Raw genomic sequence first — 16,902 nt, 5'->3', positions numbered from 1 at the left:
TCCGGATTCGACCGGCACGGTTCTGCCTCGTCCGCACCGTCCGCCACCGAGGACTCCGATTGCGCCCCTCATTCAGGCCCACCGCACTCGCCCTGCTGATCTCGGCAGCCGCCACCGGCACGCTGACCCTGTGGGCCGTGGCCGCGGCTCCCGATGCGGTACGGACCCCGCTGGCCTGGGGCGCGGGTGCGGCCGCCGTGCTGCTGAGCGTCTGCGTGGCCGTCACCGTCCACACTCTGGGGACCGCGCGCACGCTGCGCTCCCTGCGGGCCGCCGACACCCAGCGGTTCACCTCCGAGACCTCGCGCCTGGTCTCCGCCTCCGCCGCCGAGGCCCAGCGCTTCACCGCGGAGACGGCCAGGATCAAGGCCGCCGCCTCCGCCGAGACCGCCCGGGTCGCGGCCGAGGCCCGCGCCGAGAACGAGCGGATCGCCGCGGAGGCCGCCGCCGAGCGCTCCCGGCTCTCCGTCACCGTCGACCGCCTCACCGCCCGCGCCACCCGCGCCGAGACCGAGCGGTCCGCCGCCGTCGCGGCCTGCGCCAACGCGGCCGGCCGGATGCAGGCGCTGGCCACCAGCATGCTGGCCGACCTGCGGGAGATGGAGCACCGGCACACCGACGAGTCCGTGCTCGGCGACCTGCTCTACCTGGACCACCGCACCGCCCAGGCGGGCCGGCTCGCGGACTCCATCGCCGTACTGACCGGAGCGCGGTCCGGCCGCCGCTGGGCCAAGCCGATCGTCATGGAGTCGATCCTGCGCGGCGCGATGGGCCGCATCGGCTCCTACCAGCGCGTCCGCCTCCACTCCACCAGCGATGTCGCGATCGCCGGCCACGCGGCCGAAGGCGTCATGCACGCGCTCGCCGAACTCCTCGACAACGCTGCCAACTTCTCGCCGCCCACCGCCGAGGTCCACGTCTACGTGGAGGAGGTCCCGGCGGGCATCGTCATCACCGTCGAGGACAGCGGCCTGGTCATGAGCGAGGTGCAGCTGCGCCGCGCGGAAAAGGCCGTCTCCGCCGAGAACCAGGACCTCACCAACCTCTCCGGCACCCGGCTCGGACTCGCCGTCGTCGGCCGGCTGGCCCGTAAACACGGCCTGACCGTCTCCTTCCGGCCCTCCGCGCGCGGCGGCACCGGCGCGCTGATGATGCTCCCGCAGGACCTCATCTCCCGCTCCACCGCACCGGCCCCGGGCCCCGTCTCCGCGCTTCCCGAGGCCACCAGCGCCGAGCCGGAGCCCTCGCACGCCTCGGCCGAAGGCGCGGACACCTCCGACACCGCGCCCACGGCCCGGTCCACCGCCGACGGCGGGACCGAGCCGGCCCCGGCTCAGGAGCCGACGCCCACGGAGTCGGAGTCCGAATCCACCGGCACCGTCCCCGCGTTCGGCGACAGCGGCCTGCCCAAGCGCCGCCGCGGCCGCACGCTGGCCGCCGCCGAAGCCCGTACCGGCCACGCCACCCACGGCGGAGCCGACACCCCCCAGGCCCGTACCACCGACCCGAAGGTCCAGGCTGCGCGCTTCAGCACCTTCAGCCGGGCCGTACGTGCCAACTCCCCGCACCCGGAAGGCAACACCCGATGACCGCGACCACCGACGAGAAGCTCAACTGGCTGCTGGAGGGGCTGCTCGACCGCACGCCCGGCACCCGCCACGCCCTCGTCCTGTCCCGCGACGGCCTCAAGCTGTGCCGCACTCCTGAGCTCTCGGTCGACCAGGCCGACCAGCTGGCCGCGATCTCCGCCGGCATCCAGAGCCTCTCGCACGGCGCGTCCATCGAGTTCGGTGACGGCACCGGCGGCGTACGCTCCGCGATGGCCGAGTTCTACGGCGGTGTGCTGTTCATCGTCGAGGCCGGAGCCGGCGCCCACCTCGCCGTCGTCGCCGACGAGGACTCCGACGTGGGCCTGGTCGGCCACAACATGAGCGAGCTCGTCGAACAGCTCGGCGAACACCTCGTCGCCCCGCCGCGCACACCCGTGGCAGAGAGCTCGGCCGTATGACGACGGCACCCCGCCCGCGTCCGGGCCGCGATGACGATCCGGACCGGCTGTACACCCTCACCGGTGGACGCAGCCGCTCCGACTCGGCCGCCTTCGACCTGGTGACCCTGGTCGTCGCCGAGTGCGACCCGGCCCCCGGCATGCAGTCGGAGCACACCGCGATCCTGCGGATGTGCCAGGGCCCGACCGCCGTCGTCGAGATCTCCGCGACCCTGAACCTGCCGGTCAGCATCGTCCGCATCATGCTGTGCGACCTGCTGGACACCGGCCGGATCAGCGCCCGCCACCCCCGTACCGCCCGTGTCGCGGACCGGCTCCCCGACCCCGACATCCTGGAACAGGTGCTCGTTGGACTCCGCAACCTCTGACCGCGCCACCCTGAGCGAGACGACCGACAACGGACTCAAGATCGTTGTCGTCGGCGGCTTCGGAGTCGGCAAGACCACCATGGTCCGATCCGTGAGCGAGATCCGTCCGCTCAACACGGAGGAGACGATGACCCGCGCGGGCGAGGCCGTCGACCACCTCGACGGCGTACAGGCCAAGACGTCCACCACCGTGGCGTTCGACTTCGGCCGCATCACGCTCGACGCGCGCTCGGTGCTGTACCTCTTCGGCGCGCCCGGACAGGAGCGGTTCTGGTTCCTGTGGGACCGGCTGTTCTCCGGCACGCTCGGCGCGGTCGTCCTGGTGGACACCCGCCGGCTGGCCGACTCCTGGTACGCCATCGACCGCCTGGAGCACCACGGCACGCCGTTCATCGTGGCGTGCAACGACTTCGGCGGGCCGCTCCACAGCGAGCAGCAGATCCGCGAGGCGCTGGACCTCGCGGACGACGTGCCGCTGGTGGAGTGCGACGCCCGCGACCGGTCCTCCAGCAAGTACGTGCTCATCACGCTCGTCGAGCACCTCGCCGCGCTCTCCGCCGCCCGCCTGAGCGCCGCCGAGGCGGCCGTGTCCGAAGCGGCACTGGCGGCCGCCGCCCCGACCCCGGAGCCCGCCCCGTGACCACGACCTCCGGCTGCCCCGTCACCCACGGGTCCGTCCCGCTGTCCGGGCCCCGCTTCCAGAGCGATCCCGTCCAGCTCTACCGGGACATGCGGCGCGACCACGGCGCCGTCGCACCGGTCGTGCTGGACGGCGACGTGCCCGCCTGGCTCGTCCTCGGCTATCGCGAGTTGCACCAGGTCACCGGCGACCCGGTCCTCTTCAGCCGGGACTCCGACCTGTGGAACCAGTGGGACCGCATCCCGGACGACTGGCCGCTGCTGCCGATGATCGGCCGCAAGCAGCCCTCGATCCTCTACACCGTCGGCGAGCGGCACAGCGTCCGCGCGATGATGATCAGCAACGCGCTGGAAGGCGTCGACCCGTTCTCGTTGAAGCGGTACGCGGAGGAGTTCGCGGACGAGCTGATCGACCGGTTCTGCACCAAGGGCGCGGTCGACATCATCGCGGAGTACGCCAAGCTGCTCCCGGCGCTGGTCCTGGCCAGGATCTACGGTTTCTCCGACGCGGACGCGTATCCGCTGGTCGGCGCGATCAACGACATGATCGACGGCCGGGAGCGGGCGCTGGCCGGACAGCAGCACCTGGGCGCGTCGATGTTCCAGCTGCTGGCCGACAAGCACGCCGAGCCCGGTGACGACGTGGCCAGCCGCATGATCGCGGACGCCGGCGGCTTCACCGACGAGGAGGTGGCCCAGGACCTCATGGTGATGATGGCGGCCGGCCACCAGCCGACGGCCGACTGGATGGGCAACTCGCTGCGGCTGATGCTCACCGACGACCGGTTCGCCGCCTCGCTCTCCGGCGGCCGGCACAGCGTCGCGGAGGCCATGAACGAGGTGCTCTGGGAGGACACGCCGACGCAGAACGTGGCGGGCCGCTGGGCCACTCGCGACACCCACCTCGGCGGCCGCCACGTCCGCGCCGGTGACCTGCTGCTGCTGGGGATCGCCGCCGCCAACGGCGACCCGCAGGTGAGGACCCACGGCTCGGCGCTGACCGGCGGCAACAACGCCTTCCTCTCCTTCGGCCACGGCGAGCACCGCTGCCCGTTCCCGGCCCAGGAGACCGCCGAGGTCATCGCCCGTACCGGCATCGAGGTCCTGCTGGACCGGCTGCCGGACGTGGACCTCGCCGTCCCCGCCGAGCAGCTCACCCGCCGCCCGTCGCCGTGGCTGCGCGGGCTGACGGACCTGCCGGTGCTGTACACGCCCACGCCCGCGCTCGGCAGACCCGCAAGCCTCGGAGGCCCCGCATGACCCGGATCGCGCTCGACCCCTTCGTCAGAGACCTCGACGGCGAGAGCGCCGCGCTGCGGGCCGCCGGTCCGCTGGCGGAGGTGGAGCTGCCGGGCGGTGTACACGTGTACGCGGTCACCCGCCACGCCGAGGCCCGCGCGCTGCTCACCGACAGCCGCGTGGTCAAGGACATCAACGTGTGGGGCGCCTGGCAGCGCGGCGAGATACCGATGGACTGGCCGCTGATCGGCCTGGCCAACCCGGGCCGCTCGATGCTGACGGTCGACGGGGCCGACCACCGCCGTCTCCGTACGCTGGTGGCGCAGGCGCTCACAGTGCGCCGGGTGGAGCGGCTGCGGGCCGGGATCGAGGCGTTGACGAACGCGAGCCTGGAGAGGCTGGCGGCCCATCCGGCCGGCGAGCCGGTGGACCTGAAGGCGGAGTTCGCCTATCCGCTGCCGATGAACGTGATCAGCGAGCTGATGGGTGTGGACGCGGCGGACCATCCGCGGCTCAAGGAGCTGTTCGAGAAGTTCTTCTCGACGCAGACGCCGCCGGAGGAGGTCCCGCAGATGATGGCGGACCTCGGCGCGCTCTTCACGAAGATCGTCAACGACAAGCGGACGAACCCCGGCGACGACCTGACCAGCGCGCTGATCGCGGCTTCGGAGAACGGTGACCACCTCACCGACGAGGAGATCGTCAACACGCTGCAACTGATCATCGCCGCCGGACACGAGACCACGATCAGCCTGATCGTCAACGTGGTCGAGGCGCTCCAGACCCACCCGGAGCAGCGCAAGCGGGTCCTGAACGGCGAGATCGGCTGGGACGGCGTGATCGAGGAGACGCTGCGCTGGAACACGCCGACCTCGCACGTCCTGATCCGCTTCGCCACGGAGGACATCGAGGTCGGCGACAAGATCCTGCCGAAGGGCGAGGGCCTGATCATCTCGTTCGGCGCGCTGGGCCGGGACGAGGAGAACTACGGCCCGACGGCAGGCGAGTTCGACGCCACCCGCACCCCGAACCGCCACATCGCCTTCGGCCACGGCCCGCACGTCTGCCCCGGCGCGGCCCTGTCCCGCCTGGAGGCGGGCATCGCGCTGCCGGCCCTCTACGAGCGCTTCCCGGAGCTGGAACTGGCGGTCCCGGCCGCCGAGCTGCGCAACAAGCCGATCGTGACGCAGAACGACCTGTACGAGCTGCCGGTGAAGCTGGGCTGCCCGTTCGGCCACGACGCGTAGACGTTTTTCCGCCACGCGGGTCCACGGATCGGAGCCCACGTCTCATCGAACGGACACGGTTGCGGGGCCGTGCCACCGAGGGACTACGCTCCGACTCGTGGCCGACATCCAGATTCCCGCTGACATCAAGCCCGCAGACGGACGCTTCGGCGCCGGTCCTTCCAAGGTGCGGACGGAGGCGCTCGACGCGCTGGCCGCCACCGGCACCTCTCTCCTCGGTACGTCCCATCGCCAGGCCCCGGTCAAGAACCTGGTCGGCGAGGTACGCGACGGTGTGCGCGCGCTCTTCTCCCTGCCGGAGGGTTACGAGGTCATCCTCGGCAACGGCGGCTCCACCGCCTTCTGGGACATCGCGACGCACGGTCTGATCGAGGCGAAGTCCCAGCACCTGAACTTCGGTGAGTTCTCCTCCAAGTTCGCCAAGGCCGCGAAGCTCGCGCCCTGGCTGTCCGACCCCACCGTCATCGCCTCCGACCCGGGCACGCACCCGGACCCGCGGGCCGAGGCGGGCGTCGACGTCTACGCCTTCACGCACAACGAGACCTCCACCGGTGTCGCGGCACCGGTCAAGCGCGTCGCGGGCGCCGACGAGGGCGCGCTCGTCCTGGTGGACGCCACCTCGGGCGCGGGCGGCCTGCCGGTCGACATCACCGAGTCCGACGTCTACTACTTCGCTCCGCAGAAGTCCTTCGCCTCCGACGGCGGCCTGTGGATCGGCGTCTTCTCGCCGGCCGCCCTGGAGCGCGCCGCCCGGATCCACTCCTCGGGCCGGCACATCCCGGAGTTCTTCTCGCTGCCGACGGCGATCGACAACTCGCTGAAAAACCAGACGTACAACACCCCGGCGCTGTCCACGCTGTTCCTGCTGAACGAGCAGCTGAAGTGGATGAACACCCAGGGCGGCCTGGACTTCACGACGGGCCGCACGGCGGCTTCGTCGGGCCACCTCTACGGCTGGGCCGACGAGTCCAAGTACGCGACCCCGTTCGTCACGGACCCGGCGAAGCGCTCTCAGGTCATCGGCACGATCGACTTCGCGGACGAGATCGACGCGGCGGCGGTGGCCAAGGTGCTCCGCGCCAACGGCATCGTCGACACCGAGCCGTACCGCAAGCTGGGCCGCAACCAGCTGCGCGTGGCGATGTTCCCGGCGATCGACCCGGCGGACGTGCAGGCGCTGACGGCGTGCATCGACTACGTGATCGAGAAGCTGTAGTCCTTCGGTTCTTCTACGGCTGTACGGCTGTATGGAGACGGCCCGGCACCCGCGTGGGGTGCCGGGCCGTCTCCGGCACCAGGCCCTTCGCAGGAGGCCCGCGATGTCCGCAGCGGCAGTCGACCACCCGTGCGGCCATGGGCCGAGGTGTACGCGCCCGCCAGGAGGCTCCGCTGCCCGCCTCCATCGGCGCGGAACTCTCCCTGGACGTAGACGAGATCGTGCGGGCGGGCCGCCCGAAACGCTGAGGACGGGTGCGCGGTGCAGCCGTTATGGTGCGCCCATGAGTTCCCCTGTGTCCCACGTCCCGTACACCGGAAGCGAGAAGGAGAGCCTCCACACCAGCCTGGACCTGCACCGTGACGCGGTGCTGTGGAAGCTGGAGGGGCTGGACGACGAGCAGGTGCGGCGGTCGATGACGCCGACCGGGACCAATCTGCTCGGGCTGGTGAAGCATCTGGCGGCTGTCGAGTACGGCTGGTTCTGCTCGACGTTCGGCCGGGAGACCGAGCCGTTCTGGTTCGACCCGGCGACCGAGGACATGGCGGCCGGGCCTGACGACGGCGCCGCCGACATCCTCGCCTTCTACACCCGCGCCCGCGCGGCCGCCGACGCCGCGATCCGGGAAACGGACCTGGAGACGACGGGCACCTCGTGGGACGGGCGGGTCGTGTCGATGCGGTGGGTGCTCATCCACATGCTGGAGGACACGGTCCGGCACGCCGGCCACATGGACATCGTGCGCGAGCTGATCGACGGCGCGGTGGGCCGCCACCCGGGCACGGAGTGACCGAGCCCCGTCCTCACTCCACCGGTGCCGCCGCCAGCACCGCGCGCAGGGCGGCTATCCCCGCCAGCCACTCCTTCTCCGCCCCGGCATCGGCCCACAGGTCCAACGGCTCCGCGTTCGCGCCGGTGAGGCGGTCGAGGGCACGGACCGCCAGCGGGCGCAGGTCGGCCGGGAGCGGGGGCAGGGCGTTCTTCGGACCGTACGCGGTGGTGACGGGCTCACCGCCGGGGCACTGGGCGGCGACCAGGGCGGCGGCCGCCACCGCCTCCTCGCCGCTGTCGAGGTAGTCCTGCGGCGCGGTGCCGGCGGCGGCGGTCAGGACGGCCCGGAGCACGTCCGCCTTCTTCGCCGGCTCGGCGGCGTCCACGCGCCCGCCGAAGTCCGCCGCGGTGTCGTTGTCGAAGTGGCCGATGTCCCAGGCGCCCATGGGGTCCCCCTCCAGTACTCCGCAGTGTTCTGCGTCGATGTCCCCATCTTCACAGCCACCACTGACAATCGGCCGGGCCCGGCCCGGGCCCCGGGCCCGGGCCGGGCTCACCTCACCCGGGAACCCCCGCCTCGGGAACCGCCGCCGTCCGAGCCGTCCTCGTCCTCGTCGTCGTCGTCGTCCGGGATGTGCACGTCGAAGACGTTGATGTTGATCTCGACGACCTTCAGTCCGGTCATCGTCTCCACGGCGTCGACGGCGTGCGTACGGATCCGGCCGGCCAGCTCATGGATCGGAACGCCGTACTCCACCTCGACGTCGACGTCGATCGCCGTCTCTTTCTCGCCCACCTCGACCTTCACGGTCCGTCCGCTGCTCGACGCTCCGGAGACCCGGCCCGTCACGGCGCCCAGTGCCTTCGAGGCGCCCTTGCCCACGGAATGAACGCCGTCCGTCTCACGGATCGCGATGCCCGCGATGGTGGCCACGACGCCGTCGGCGATGGTGGTCCTACCGCGTACTCCGCCTTCCGCACTCCTGTCGCTGGACGCCTGGTTTCCGCTCCGAGGATCGATGTCGACCATGTCCGCCTCACAGAATGTGGTTGCCACGGGCGCTTCTTCCCACCCGTACGGGCCCCCTCATCCACTCTCCGCCCGGCCGCGACCATCCGCCATTCGAGGTACCGGGCCTCAGTCGCGAGGCAACAGCGTCCCGAGCGGGCCGAGGTCCAGATTCAGGTCCTCCGGACGAACGCCGTGCTGGTCGCACAGCTCCTTCATCCGCTGGTCGAGCAGCATGAGCGTGGTCCCGATCTCCTCGACCTGCTCGTCGCTGAGGTCACCCTGTTCGACGCGGCGGATCGCCTGGCGCTCCATCAGCTGCCGGAGCAGCTCCACCACGGTCAGGACCAGGGCCACCAGGTCCCGGCCCATCTGCTCGGAGTCCAGATCGACCCGCGAACCCGGGCTTCGGCCCGAGGTGTCCGCGCCCCGGCCCGATCCGTCCATGCCCCAGCCTGATGCGTCCCTGCCCAGGCCCGTCACAGCGGGCCGCCGTCGGCCCACGGCGCCGGAACCCGTTCGCTGACCGACGACAGCAGCGCGTGCAGCGACACCCGTACGAGCGGTACGTCGGCGATGGCGATCACCAGGTCTCCGCTGACGACGACACCGGTCGCCAGAACCCGGTCCAGCAGGTCCACCAGCGGCACCCCGATCGGCCCGCTCAACGGCTCCGGGTCGTCCCACGGCACCACCTCGCGCTCCGCCACCACGCCTCACACCTCCCCGACGAAGGAGTACGGCGCCCACGGCCCGGTCAGCTCGATCCGCGTCCCGGTCCCCTCACCCAACCTCCGTACACGCTCGGCCAGTTCGTCGGCCCGCTGCTCGGCCACGAGGTAGGCCGCGTTGAGCACGTGCACCCGGCCGTCACCGCCCGGTACGGCGCCATGCGTACGGAGCCGGCGCGACGCGGCCGCCAGGTCACGGAGCTCGGCGTCCACCGTCTCCGCTACGGACAGCGCCTGTTCTCGGCGGCGCTCCCGACGCTCCTGGAGCCCGCGTTTCCGGTTCAGATAGGCGAGCCCGGCACCGGAAGCCGGGGCGCCTCCGGCAGGCACGGGCTCCTTCTCCTCCGCCACGGCCGCCGGCTCGTACACCTTCACGCCCCACTCGGCGTGGTGCGCGATCCGCTTCAACACGCTGTGGAAACGGTGCGCCTCGTCGTCGAGCGCGCGGCGGGCCCGGTCGTCGTCGTGGTAGAGCGTGGCGAGAGGCAGCGGTACGGCGGGGCCGTGGACGGCAGCGGCGGAGACGACCTGGTGGTGCGCTCGCGCGTACCGCTCGATCTCCTGCCGGTCGGAGAGCCGCGCCTGCCACACCTCGTCCGTGAAGTCGGCGGCCGGAACGGTCTGGACCACGGCGGTCAACGGCCCGGACGGCAGCAGCCGGACCGTCGCGCCGCCGGGCATACCGGCGAGCCCGGTGACGTCCGCCGTGTTCGTGGCGCGGGTGCCGCGGCAGACGGCGAACACGTACGTGACACCGGCGCCCGGCGCCTGACCCTGTTCCTGGGAGATGGGGTGCGTCATCGCCGGCCGGTCTCCTTGCTCTCGTCCCTGTTCCGGTACGGGTCCGAGGCGCCGGCCTCGTCCGTGGCCGGTTCGAGTGCCCGCAGGCGTTCACGCAGCTCCCGGTTCTCGTCCTCCAAGGCGTTGCGGGACGCCTTGGAGCTGAGGGCCGGATCCGTCTCCCACCAGTCGATGCCCGCCTTCTTCGCGGTGTCGACGGATGCCACGAAGAGGCGGAGCCGGATGGTGAGGAGCTCGATGTCGAGGAGGTCGATCTTGATGTCCCCGGCGATGACGATGCCCTTGTCCAGGACGCGTTCGAGAATGTCGGCGAGGTTGGTGGTGTGCGGGCCGTTGGCCGGCTGACCCGCCTGGCGGAAGTCGAGATCGGTCACCGCGAGGCCTCCGACCGGCGCCTGCGGCTCGCGCGCTTGGGACTGGCGCGCTTGGGAGAGGGCGGCTCCTCGGGCTCGTCTTCGTCCTCCTCTTCCTCGTCCTCTTCCTCGTCCTTGGGCTCTTCCTCTTCCTCTTCCTCTTCCTCTTCGTCCTCAGGCTCCTCTTCCTCTTCGTCTTCTTCTTCCGGTTCCTCGTCCTCCTCGCCCTCGCCGTCCTCGTCGTAGTCCTCTTCCTCTTCTTCCTCTTCAGGCTCCTCGTCCTCGCCCGCCTCCTCCTCGGGCTCCTCCTCGCCGTCCTCGGCCCCCTCGGCCTCCTCCGACTCCTCGCGTTCGACGGCCTCCTCGTGGGTTTCCACGACCTCGCCGTCGCGGATCTCGCCGCGCCACCCCTCGGGCTCCTCCTCGGTGAGGGTCACGTACCGGTGGAAGTGCTTGAAGTCCAGCCGTACGCGGCGGCCTTGGGCGCGCCAGAGGTTGCCGGTCTTCTCGAAGAATCCGGACGGGTAGTACTCCAGGACCAGCACGATGCGCGTCAGGTTCGGGGCCAGCTCGTGGAAGCTGATGGCGCCGCGTGTGCTGCCCTTGGCGCCCTCGGACGTCCAGACGATCCGGTCGTCCGGCACCTGCTCCTGCACCGTGGCCTTGAAGCTGCGGGTGGAGGGGCCGACCTTGACCTTCCAGTCGGTCTCCTCGTCCTCGCCCTTCGAGACGCTCTGGACGCCCTTCATGAAGCCGCTGAACTCCTCGTACTGCGTCCAGGCGTCATAGGCGGTACGGACCGGTACGCCGACGTCCATCACCTCGACGATGTTCATGAACTTTCCACCGCCGGCCTTGCGGTTGCCCTTCCCACCGCCGTCGCCTCCGCCTCCGTCGCCGTCACCACCACCGCCGAAGAGGCCTTTCGCCTTGTCCATCACCGCGTCCTTGGCACCCTTGGCCTTCTCCGACATGAAGGCCTTGGCCGGGGATTCGCCCTGGAGCACGCGCGAGGCGATGGCGGGGAGCGAGCCGCCGTTCTCGGCACTGTCGCTCAACTGGCCGGTCAGGTCCTTGAGTTTGCCGCCCGCCTTCTCGGCGAGCTGCTGGACCTGGGCACTGGCGAACTTCGACAGTTCTTCCTTGATGCGGTCGACACCCGACTCCTGCGGAGCCTCGGATTCGTCCTTCTCGGTCGTTGCCATGACTGACTACCTCCGGCGGTTGGCGCGCTGGGAAGCTGACCGCTTCGCTGTCGCTGTCTTCTTGGCTGCCGACTTCTTGGCCGGGGCGGTCTTCTTGGCCGTCTTCTTGGCCGGCGTCTTTTTCGCTGCCGTCTTGTTCGCCGCCGCCTTCTTGGCAGGAGCCGCCTTCTTGGCAGGAGCCGACTTCTTGGCCGCCGTCTTCTTGGCAGGAGCCGACTTCTTGGCCGCGGACTTCTTGGCGGGGGCCGTCTTCTTGGCGGGGGCCGTCTTCTTTGCCGGAGCCGCCTTCTTGGCCGCCGACTTCTTGGCCGGAGCCGTCTTCTTGGCGGGGGGCTTCTTTGCAGCGGGCTTCCGGGGCGAGGACGTGCGAGGCTCGCGCCGGGCTTGCGGAGGCGCCGCCTCTTCTTCGTCCTCCTCCTCGTCCTCCTCCTCGTCCTCCTCTTCCGGCTCCTCGCCCTCGTCCTCGTCCTCGTCCTCGTCGCCTTCTTCGTCTTCCTCCTCTTCTTCCTCAGGCTCTTCCTCGTCTTCGCCCTCTTCTTCGTCTTCCTCCTCGTCCTCCTCCTCCGGCTCCTCTTCGTCCTCCTCGCTCTCTTCGTCTTCCTCGTCGTCCTCCTCCTCCGGCTCCTCTTCGTCCTCCTCGCTCTCTTCGTCTTCCTCGTCCTCGTACGCGGCTTCCGGCTCCTCCTCGGAGCCCTCGTCCTCGTCCTCCTCCGGCTCCTCGTCCTCCGGAGCGGCGGTGAGGCGGGCCGTCCGTTCGCCGATGGCGTCCGCCAGGGAGGTCATCGAGCGGTTGGCGGCGGCCGTGACCGCCTGACGGCCGGCGTTGAGGACTTCACCCCTCAACTGCTCCTGCAACTCGGCGACCTGAGGTACCTCACCGAGCCTGCGCATCCCCTCGGCCGCCAGCTGGCGGGGTTCGAGTCCGAACCGGCGTCCTGCCAGATAGGTCGCGACGCTCAGAGCCACCCGGCCCTTCTTCGTCCGGCCCAGCACGTATCCGCCCACCACGGCGGCTGCGAGTGCGACTTTCGCCTGGTCATCCATGCCTGTCACCTTCTGTCGTCGGTGTCCGGCCGGTCTGCGCGGCGTACAGCCGGTCGAGCAGCCTTTCCTCTTCCGCTTCGAACTCCTCCAGCCCGATGTGTCCCTCGTCGAGCTCGTGGTTGAGGGCCGCCAACTGCGCGCGGATCACTCCGGGGTCGTACAGCTCGCGCTCGGCGGCGTCCTGGAGCCTCTCCGCGACCCACACCACGCCCCGGGCAGGTGCGAGGGGAAGCAGCAGCAGTCCGGAGACCAGGCCCATGGCGTCAGCCACCACCCACGGCCGCGGGCGGAGCCTGCGCTCCGGACGCGACGGACGCGACGGATGCGACGGATGCGACGGGCCCGACGGACGCCACGGCCTCGACGAAGCTGTAGCAGGGCAGCGGGCCCGCGACGCGGAGCTCGACGTGGTCGCGGTGGGCCGCCGCGAACTGCTCGGCGGCCGTACGGAACCGGTCCTGGTCCGCCTGGCTGACCAGGAACGACACGTTGAGCGCGCAACCCGGGACCTCGGGTCCTCCGGCCGTCGCGCGGGCCATCGGTGCCAGTTCGCGCAGCGCACGCCGGCCCGCCTCGGCGGCCCGGCGGGCCAGGGCCGAGGCGACGGCTTCGCCGAGGCGTACGCTGGCCTCGTAGCCGGGCCGCCTGCGGGTCGCGTCCCGCAGTCGCCGTACGGTCGCGTCTCCGGCCACCAGCGCGGCGAGGGCGTCGTGGGCGGGCAGCGCCTTGACGTTCATCTCCACGTGCCCCTCGACCCGGTCGAGCGCGGCGAGATGGCCCGCCTCCGCCGCGGCCAGCTGGGCGCACAGAGCGGTTTCGTCCGGCGCGATCATGCCGAAGCGCATCGGCAGGACGGGCCCGCTCTCCGCCAGCCGCGTCAGGAGCTCCTGGTGGGCCAGCAGGTCACGGCGGCGGGCGCGCAGCTGCGCGGGCGCTCCGCTGACCACCGCGTTCACCGGGCCCGCGCCGATGGTCCGCAGCGGTGCGGGCGGGCTGCCCACGCCGCCGGTCTTCCTGGGCAGCGGCGTTCCGGCCCGGACGACCGCGTACACGTACAGCCCCGGTCCTTCGGCGCGCATTTCAGGCCTCCGCTCGGCGGCGACGGCTCGTGCTGCCGCCTCCGCTGCGCACAGGAGCGCGCCGCTTCTTCGGACGCGCGGGCTTCTCCTCGGCCTCCGCCTCGTCGTACGCGTCGTACGCGTCGTCGTCCTCGTCGTCGGAGTCATCGGCCCCGACCGCCTTGCGTACGGTGTCGCCGACCGACTCCGCCGCCTTGCGCACCTTCCGCTTGCCGACGGACCGGGCCGCGGAGCCGCCGAGCAGCTCGGGGACGGTGGTGGAGCCGGAGTCACGTTCGAGGTCGAGGCGGTTGCACGCTTCCGCGAAGCGGAGGTAGGTGTCCACACTCGCCACGACTATGCGTGCGTCGATCTTGAGGATCTCGATGCCGACCAGGGAGACGCGTACGAAGATGTCGATCACCATGCCCCGGTCCAGGATGAGCTCCAGCACGTCGTAGAGCGTGCCGGCGCGGGGCGGGCACGGAGCGGCTCCGTCGACGTAGGTCGTGGTCGTCATGGGGGTCCTTCCAGCTGTCGTGCGGAGTGGACGGGGTCACTCGTCGGCGGCACCGCGCCGGTAACGGCGGACCCGGGTGTACTCCAGGAGTTCGCAGGCCTCGTCGAGCTGCACCTCGTACGAGGCGAGGAGACTGGTCGTGTCCGGGATGCGGGGCACTTCGAGGATGTCCACGACGACGGCCCAGCCGTCGTCGTCGGTGCGCCGGATCGCGGAGACGCCCTCGGCCGGGTGGCTGATCAGCGCTTCCAGGCTCTGACAGGCGGCGCGGGCGGCATGCTCGGGCCCCTTACGGGCCCCGGGCTTGCTGCGGGTCCCCGTCGAGGAGCGTTCGGCACGCGCTGAACGTTTTTCTGCCATGGTGACCAGTCTGGTCACTACGGGGCTGCCCGCATCTCGGGAGAGCCAGTGGTGCGACGGCCTCCGCCTCAGGCACGGCAAATGCCAGGTCAGGCCTGCTGCGGCCGCCTGGCCAGGACGAACCCCTGCGGCGCCCGCTCCGGGAACGGCCCCTCCGTCTCCCGCTCCTTCCACAGCACGGCCCGCACCTCCAGGCCGGCCGCCCGCAGCAGCTCGGCCATCCGCTCCGGCCGCCGCCGGTGGAAGACGAGCGAGACCTCCTCGCCCAGCGCCTCCGTCAGCCGCAGCGGCTCGTCGCCGACCTGGAAGGCGAGCTGTACGGGGGCGCCCGGGGCCAGCACGCGGTGGAACTCGGCGAAGGCGCGCGGCAGTTCCTCGTCCGGGACGTGGATGGTGGAGTACCAGGCGAGGAGGCCGCCGAGCGAGCCGTCCGGCAGGCCGAGGCCGAGCATGGAGCCCTCCTCGAACCGAAGGCCGGGATGCTCCTGGCGTGCCACGGCCACCATGCCCGGCGAAAGGTCGATCCCGAACACCTCCAGGCCCAGGCCGAGTCCGTGCAGGTGCGCCGTGACCCGGCCGGTCCCGCAGCCCACATCGGCGACGGGAAGCCCGCGCCCGTCCGCCACCACGTGCTCGGCGAAGGCGGTCAACAACCCGCGCTCCAGGGGCTTGGCGGCGAGTTCGTCGCGGGTCCACCGCGCGTATCCGGCGGCGATGGCGTCGTACGAGCGGCGGGTGGCGCGCACGAAGTCCGGCGCCGGATCGGGTGCGGTCATGGCGCACCACCTTAGGGGGTGTCGTGCCGGTCATGCCCGGCTCGCGGGATCCGGCACGACACCCCCTGTCCGGCCTGAACGACGAGCCACCCCTAGGACGAGAGGCGCCCGAGCTCCCCCTCGCTGTCCGCGCGTTCGTACCGGAGCGCACCCGAGGGACAGCGCCGTACCACCTCCGCCACCCGATCGGCGTCGGCGGCGTCGGGCCGGATCCACGGTCGGCTGGCCGTGTCGAACACCTCCGGCAGCCCTCTCACGCACTCGGCGGCGTGCCGGCAGAGCCCGGTCTCGAAGGTCACGGTGATCGAGCGGCCCTCGTAGGACCTCCTGCCCGCGCCACCTGTCGTGTCACTCATACCGGCCTCCCGTCCCGGCCGCTCCCGGCCGTTCAGTCGCTGACCTTGCTGCGGGACTGGTACAGCAGGTCCTGGTAATCGGGGTGCCGGGCGATCCAGGCCGCGAAGAACGGACAGGTGGCCAGCACTCTCAGGCGCGCGGCACGCGCCTCGTCGAGAGCGGTGCGGACCAGGGCCGAGCCGACTCCCTTGCCCTCGTACTCCGGTGCGACCTCGGTATGGACGAAAGCCACCAGCTCCGTCGTACGGATGTAGTCCGCGAACCCCGCGACATCGGAGCCCCCGTCCACCCTCGCCTCGTACCGCTTGGCCGCGGAAACGTCATCCACCTGGACCGTCATGGGACCTCCGTTCGCTCTTCTCCACCGTGAACCGGTGCAGTTGATACATCATCTTCAGACGCCGGGCGGTCAAGCACCGGGAGGTCAGGCGCCGCGTCCGGCGGCGAGGAGCTGCGTCTCCCAGGCGAAGGCCACCCCGGCGGCTCCGCCGTGCTGGGCCTGGACCTCGGCGGCCGCCGGTACGGTCTCCTCGCGGGCCCAGTCGCGCTGCCACTCGCCCATCACGGCCATCCAGGTGATCGGGACGACGCCGGCCTGGACCATGCGGCGCACCGCCATGTCGTGGGCCTCCGCCGAGACACCGCCCGAGGCGTCGGTGACGGCGTAGACGTCGAAGCCCTCGCCCGCCGCCTGGATGGCGGGCATCGCCAAGCAGATCTCCGTCCAGAGCCCGGCGAGGATCAGCTTCCTCCGTCCGGTCGCCTTCACGGCGTCGACGACGCGCTGATCCTGCCAGGTGTTGATGAAGGTCCGGTCGATCGGCTTCTGCTCCGGAAACACGTCCTGGATGCCCTGGATCAGATAGCCGCCGCGCTCCTCCAGCACCGTGGTCAGGATGGCCGGGACGCCGAACGCCTTGGCCGCCTTGGCGAGTCCGACGACGTTGTTGACGATCATCGTCGGCTCATGGCTGTTCAGGTTGGCGAACTGGAACGGCTGGTGGTCGATCAGCACCAGGACGCTCTCCTCGGGCGTCAGCAGCGCGTCGAGTCCGGTCTTGTCCGAGGTGCTCACGGTGCTCATGGGGGTGTCCCTTCTGGAGCCGTACGCCAGGTAGTTGACGCGTCACCCACACTAGGCGGCAAGTGGTTGACGCGTCAACCAGTCCTTGTGGCGGCCGGTTCACCGGGAGCCGCGAC

Annotated in this window: 24 protein-coding genes and 1 pseudogene; 9 read left to right on the top strand and 16 right to left on the bottom strand. The window is 71.1% G+C overall.

Annotated features, from left to right (window positions below; all coding sequences use genetic code 11):
- Positions 1 to 59: 59 nt before the first annotated feature.
- From ABZ267_RS21395 to ABZ267_RS21355, 9 genes and pseudogenes are all read left to right on the top strand, one after another.
- Complete coding sequence (locus tag ABZ267_RS21395) at positions 60 to 1,589, top strand: ATP-binding protein (RefSeq protein ID WP_356747425.1); 1,530 nt, start codon at positions 60 to 62, stop codon at positions 1,587 to 1,589.
- Entirely contained in the window at positions 1,586 to 2,008 is a 423-nt protein-coding gene (locus ABZ267_RS21390; RefSeq protein ID WP_053559945.1) for a roadblock/LC7 domain-containing protein, read from the top strand. The genes ABZ267_RS21395 and ABZ267_RS21390 overlap by 4 nt, the downstream gene beginning before the upstream one ends.
- Positions 2,005 to 2,376, top strand: a complete 372-nt coding sequence (locus tag ABZ267_RS21385; RefSeq protein ID WP_356747423.1) for a DUF742 domain-containing protein — start codon at positions 2,005 to 2,007, stop codon at positions 2,374 to 2,376. Before ABZ267_RS21390 ends, ABZ267_RS21385 begins: the two co-directional genes overlap by 4 nt.
- Complete coding sequence (locus ABZ267_RS21380) at positions 2,357 to 3,016, top strand: ATP/GTP-binding protein (protein ID WP_356747421.1); 660 nt, start codon at positions 2,357 to 2,359, stop codon at positions 3,014 to 3,016. The genes ABZ267_RS21385 and ABZ267_RS21380 overlap by 20 nt, the downstream gene beginning before the upstream one ends.
- Positions 3,013 to 4,275: a cytochrome P450 gene (locus ABZ267_RS21375; RefSeq protein WP_356747419.1), complete on the top strand. Its 1,263-nt coding sequence runs from the start codon at positions 3,013 to 3,015 to the stop codon at positions 4,273 to 4,275. The genes ABZ267_RS21380 and ABZ267_RS21375 overlap by 4 nt, the downstream gene beginning before the upstream one ends.
- Entirely contained in the window at positions 4,272 to 5,501 is a 1,230-nt protein-coding gene (locus ABZ267_RS21370) for a cytochrome P450 (protein ID WP_356747417.1), read from the top strand. The genes ABZ267_RS21375 and ABZ267_RS21370 overlap by 4 nt, the downstream gene beginning before the upstream one ends.
- 97 nt (positions 5,502 to 5,598) lie before the next feature.
- Positions 5,599 to 6,717 carry a phosphoserine transaminase gene (serC, locus tag ABZ267_RS21365; RefSeq protein WP_356747414.1) on the top strand — a complete coding sequence of 373 codons (1,119 nt, stop codon included), beginning with the start codon at positions 5,599 to 5,601 and terminating at the stop codon, positions 6,715 to 6,717.
- Positions 6,718 to 6,878: 161 nt separating this feature from the next.
- A pseudogene (locus tag ABZ267_RS21360) lies at positions 6,879 to 6,965 on the top strand (Uma2 family endonuclease); the annotation flags it as partial.
- 35 nt (positions 6,966 to 7,000) lie between these two features.
- Positions 7,001 to 7,507 (top strand): DinB family protein, encoded by a 507-nt coding sequence (locus tag ABZ267_RS21355; protein ID WP_356747412.1) that lies wholly within the window; start codon positions 7,001 to 7,003, stop codon positions 7,505 to 7,507.
- A gap of 13 nt (positions 7,508 to 7,520) precedes the next feature.
- Here the strand turns inward: ABZ267_RS21355 and ABZ267_RS21350 are convergent, their stop codons facing one another.
- From ABZ267_RS21350 to ABZ267_RS21275, 16 genes are all read right to left on the bottom strand, one after another.
- The gene (locus ABZ267_RS21350) at positions 7,521 to 7,934 is read right to left on the bottom strand and encodes a DUF4259 domain-containing protein (RefSeq protein WP_356747410.1); all 414 of its coding nucleotides are present in this window, start codon (positions 7,932 to 7,934) and stop codon (positions 7,521 to 7,523) included.
- 107 nt (positions 7,935 to 8,041) lie between these two features.
- Entirely contained in the window at positions 8,042 to 8,518 is a 477-nt protein-coding gene (locus ABZ267_RS21345) for an Asp23/Gls24 family envelope stress response protein (protein WP_356747857.1), read from the bottom strand.
- 108 nt (positions 8,519 to 8,626) lie between these two features.
- Positions 8,627 to 8,944: a gas vesicle protein K gene (locus ABZ267_RS21340; RefSeq protein WP_356747408.1), complete on the bottom strand. Its 318-nt coding sequence runs from the start codon at positions 8,942 to 8,944 to the stop codon at positions 8,627 to 8,629.
- Between the two features lie 32 nt (positions 8,945 to 8,976).
- Positions 8,977 to 9,207: a gas vesicle protein gene (locus ABZ267_RS21335; RefSeq protein ID WP_356747856.1), complete on the bottom strand. Its 231-nt coding sequence runs from the start codon at positions 9,205 to 9,207 to the stop codon at positions 8,977 to 8,979.
- A gap of 6 nt (positions 9,208 to 9,213) precedes the next feature.
- The gene (locus ABZ267_RS21330; RefSeq protein ID WP_356747406.1) at positions 9,214 to 10,029 is read right to left on the bottom strand and encodes a GvpL/GvpF family gas vesicle protein; all 816 of its coding nucleotides are present in this window, start codon (positions 10,027 to 10,029) and stop codon (positions 9,214 to 9,216) included.
- Positions 10,026 to 10,403: a gas vesicle protein gene (locus ABZ267_RS21325; protein WP_356747404.1), complete on the bottom strand. Its 378-nt coding sequence runs from the start codon at positions 10,401 to 10,403 to the stop codon at positions 10,026 to 10,028. Before ABZ267_RS21325 ends, ABZ267_RS21330 begins: the two co-directional genes overlap by 4 nt.
- Entirely contained in the window at positions 10,400 to 11,587 is a 1,188-nt protein-coding gene (locus ABZ267_RS21320; protein ID WP_356747402.1) for an SRPBCC family protein, read from the bottom strand. Before ABZ267_RS21320 ends, ABZ267_RS21325 begins: the two co-directional genes overlap by 4 nt.
- A 6-nt stretch (positions 11,588 to 11,593) precedes the next feature.
- Complete coding sequence (locus ABZ267_RS21315) at positions 11,594 to 12,631, bottom strand: histone protein (protein ID WP_356747400.1); 1,038 nt, start codon at positions 12,629 to 12,631, stop codon at positions 11,594 to 11,596.
- Positions 12,624 to 12,890, bottom strand: coding sequence for a gas vesicle protein GvpG (locus ABZ267_RS21310; protein ID WP_356747398.1), 267 nt, complete (start codon positions 12,888 to 12,890; stop codon positions 12,624 to 12,626). Before ABZ267_RS21310 ends, ABZ267_RS21315 begins: the two co-directional genes overlap by 8 nt.
- A gap of 4 nt (positions 12,891 to 12,894) precedes the next feature.
- The gene (locus ABZ267_RS21305; RefSeq protein WP_356747397.1) at positions 12,895 to 13,710 is read right to left on the bottom strand and encodes a GvpL/GvpF family gas vesicle protein; all 816 of its coding nucleotides are present in this window, start codon (positions 13,708 to 13,710) and stop codon (positions 12,895 to 12,897) included.
- A 1-nt stretch (position 13,711) separates the two neighbouring features.
- Entirely contained in the window at positions 13,712 to 14,209 is a 498-nt protein-coding gene (gvpJ, locus tag ABZ267_RS21300; RefSeq protein ID WP_356747395.1) for a gas vesicle protein GvpJ, read from the bottom strand.
- A 36-nt stretch (positions 14,210 to 14,245) separates the two neighbouring features.
- Complete coding sequence (locus tag ABZ267_RS21295) at positions 14,246 to 14,569, bottom strand: gas vesicle protein (protein ID WP_356747393.1); 324 nt, start codon at positions 14,567 to 14,569, stop codon at positions 14,246 to 14,248.
- 89 nt (positions 14,570 to 14,658) lie between these two features.
- The gene (locus tag ABZ267_RS21290) at positions 14,659 to 15,345 is read right to left on the bottom strand and encodes a class I SAM-dependent methyltransferase (RefSeq protein ID WP_356747391.1); all 687 of its coding nucleotides are present in this window, start codon (positions 15,343 to 15,345) and stop codon (positions 14,659 to 14,661) included.
- Between the two features lie 92 nt (positions 15,346 to 15,437).
- Positions 15,438 to 15,701, bottom strand: coding sequence for a (4Fe-4S)-binding protein (locus tag ABZ267_RS21285; RefSeq protein WP_356747389.1), 264 nt, complete (start codon positions 15,699 to 15,701; stop codon positions 15,438 to 15,440).
- Positions 15,702 to 15,733: 32 nt separating this feature from the next.
- Positions 15,734 to 16,042 (bottom strand): GNAT family N-acetyltransferase, encoded by a 309-nt coding sequence (locus ABZ267_RS21280; protein WP_356747387.1) that lies wholly within the window; start codon positions 16,040 to 16,042, stop codon positions 15,734 to 15,736.
- Between the two features lie 84 nt (positions 16,043 to 16,126).
- Positions 16,127 to 16,777 carry a hydrolase gene (locus ABZ267_RS21275; RefSeq protein ID WP_356747854.1) on the bottom strand — a complete coding sequence of 217 codons (651 nt, stop codon included), beginning with the start codon at positions 16,775 to 16,777 and terminating at the stop codon, positions 16,127 to 16,129.
- Between the last annotated feature and the right edge of the window lie 125 nt (positions 16,778 to 16,902).

The organism is Streptomyces sp. NPDC006174, assembly GCF_040614075.1.
Taxonomy (GTDB): domain Bacteria; phylum Actinomycetota; class Actinomycetes; order Streptomycetales; family Streptomycetaceae; genus Streptomyces.
This window is presented reverse-complemented; position numbering and strand designations above follow the sequence as displayed.

Bases quoted from the DNA above. Each gene is read 5' to 3' on its own strand.
- ABZ267_RS21295 (WP_356747393.1), bottom strand. From the start codon at position 14,569: ATGGCAGAAAAACGTTCAGCGCGTGCCGAACGCTCCTCGACGGGGACC.
- ABZ267_RS21315 (WP_356747400.1), bottom strand. From the start codon at position 12,631: ATGGATGACCAGGCGAAAGTCGCACTCGCAGCCGCCGTGGTGGGCGGA.
- ABZ267_RS21290 (WP_356747391.1), bottom strand. From the start codon at position 15,345: ATGACCGCACCCGATCCGGCGCCGGACTTCGTGCGCGCCACCCGCCGC.
- ABZ267_RS21385 (WP_356747423.1), top strand. From the start codon at position 2,005: ATGACGACGGCACCCCGCCCGCGTCCGGGCCGCGATGACGATCCGGAC.
- ABZ267_RS21390 (WP_053559945.1), top strand. From the start codon at position 1,586: ATGACCGCGACCACCGACGAGAAGCTCAACTGGCTGCTGGAGGGGCTG.
- ABZ267_RS21330 (WP_356747406.1), bottom strand. From the start codon at position 10,029: ATGACGCACCCCATCTCCCAGGAACAGGGTCAGGCGCCGGGCGCCGGT.
- ABZ267_RS21280 (WP_356747387.1), bottom strand. From the start codon at position 16,042: ATGACGGTCCAGGTGGATGACGTTTCCGCGGCCAAGCGGTACGAGGCG.
- ABZ267_RS21345 (WP_356747857.1), bottom strand. From the start codon at position 8,518: ATGGTCGACATCGATCCTCGGAGCGGAAACCAGGCGTCCAGCGACAGG.
- ABZ267_RS21320 (WP_356747402.1), bottom strand. From the start codon at position 11,587: ATGGCAACGACCGAGAAGGACGAATCCGAGGCTCCGCAGGAGTCGGGT.
- ABZ267_RS21285 (WP_356747389.1), bottom strand. From the start codon at position 15,701: ATGAGTGACACGACAGGTGGCGCGGGCAGGAGGTCCTACGAGGGCCGC.
- ABZ267_RS21350 (WP_356747410.1), bottom strand. From the start codon at position 7,934: ATGGGCGCCTGGGACATCGGCCACTTCGACAACGACACCGCGGCGGAC.
- ABZ267_RS21310 (WP_356747398.1), bottom strand. From the start codon at position 12,890: ATGGGCCTGGTCTCCGGACTGCTGCTGCTTCCCCTCGCACCTGCCCGG.
- ABZ267_RS21340 (WP_356747408.1), bottom strand. From the start codon at position 8,944: ATGGACGGATCGGGCCGGGGCGCGGACACCTCGGGCCGAAGCCCGGGT.
- ABZ267_RS21305 (WP_356747397.1), bottom strand. From the start codon at position 13,710: ATGCGCGCCGAAGGACCGGGGCTGTACGTGTACGCGGTCGTCCGGGCC.
- ABZ267_RS21370 (WP_356747417.1), top strand. From the start codon at position 4,272: ATGACCCGGATCGCGCTCGACCCCTTCGTCAGAGACCTCGACGGCGAG.
- ABZ267_RS21355 (WP_356747412.1), top strand. From the start codon at position 7,001: ATGAGTTCCCCTGTGTCCCACGTCCCGTACACCGGAAGCGAGAAGGAG.
- gvpJ (WP_356747395.1), bottom strand. From the start codon at position 14,209: ATGACGACCACGACCTACGTCGACGGAGCCGCTCCGTGCCCGCCCCGC.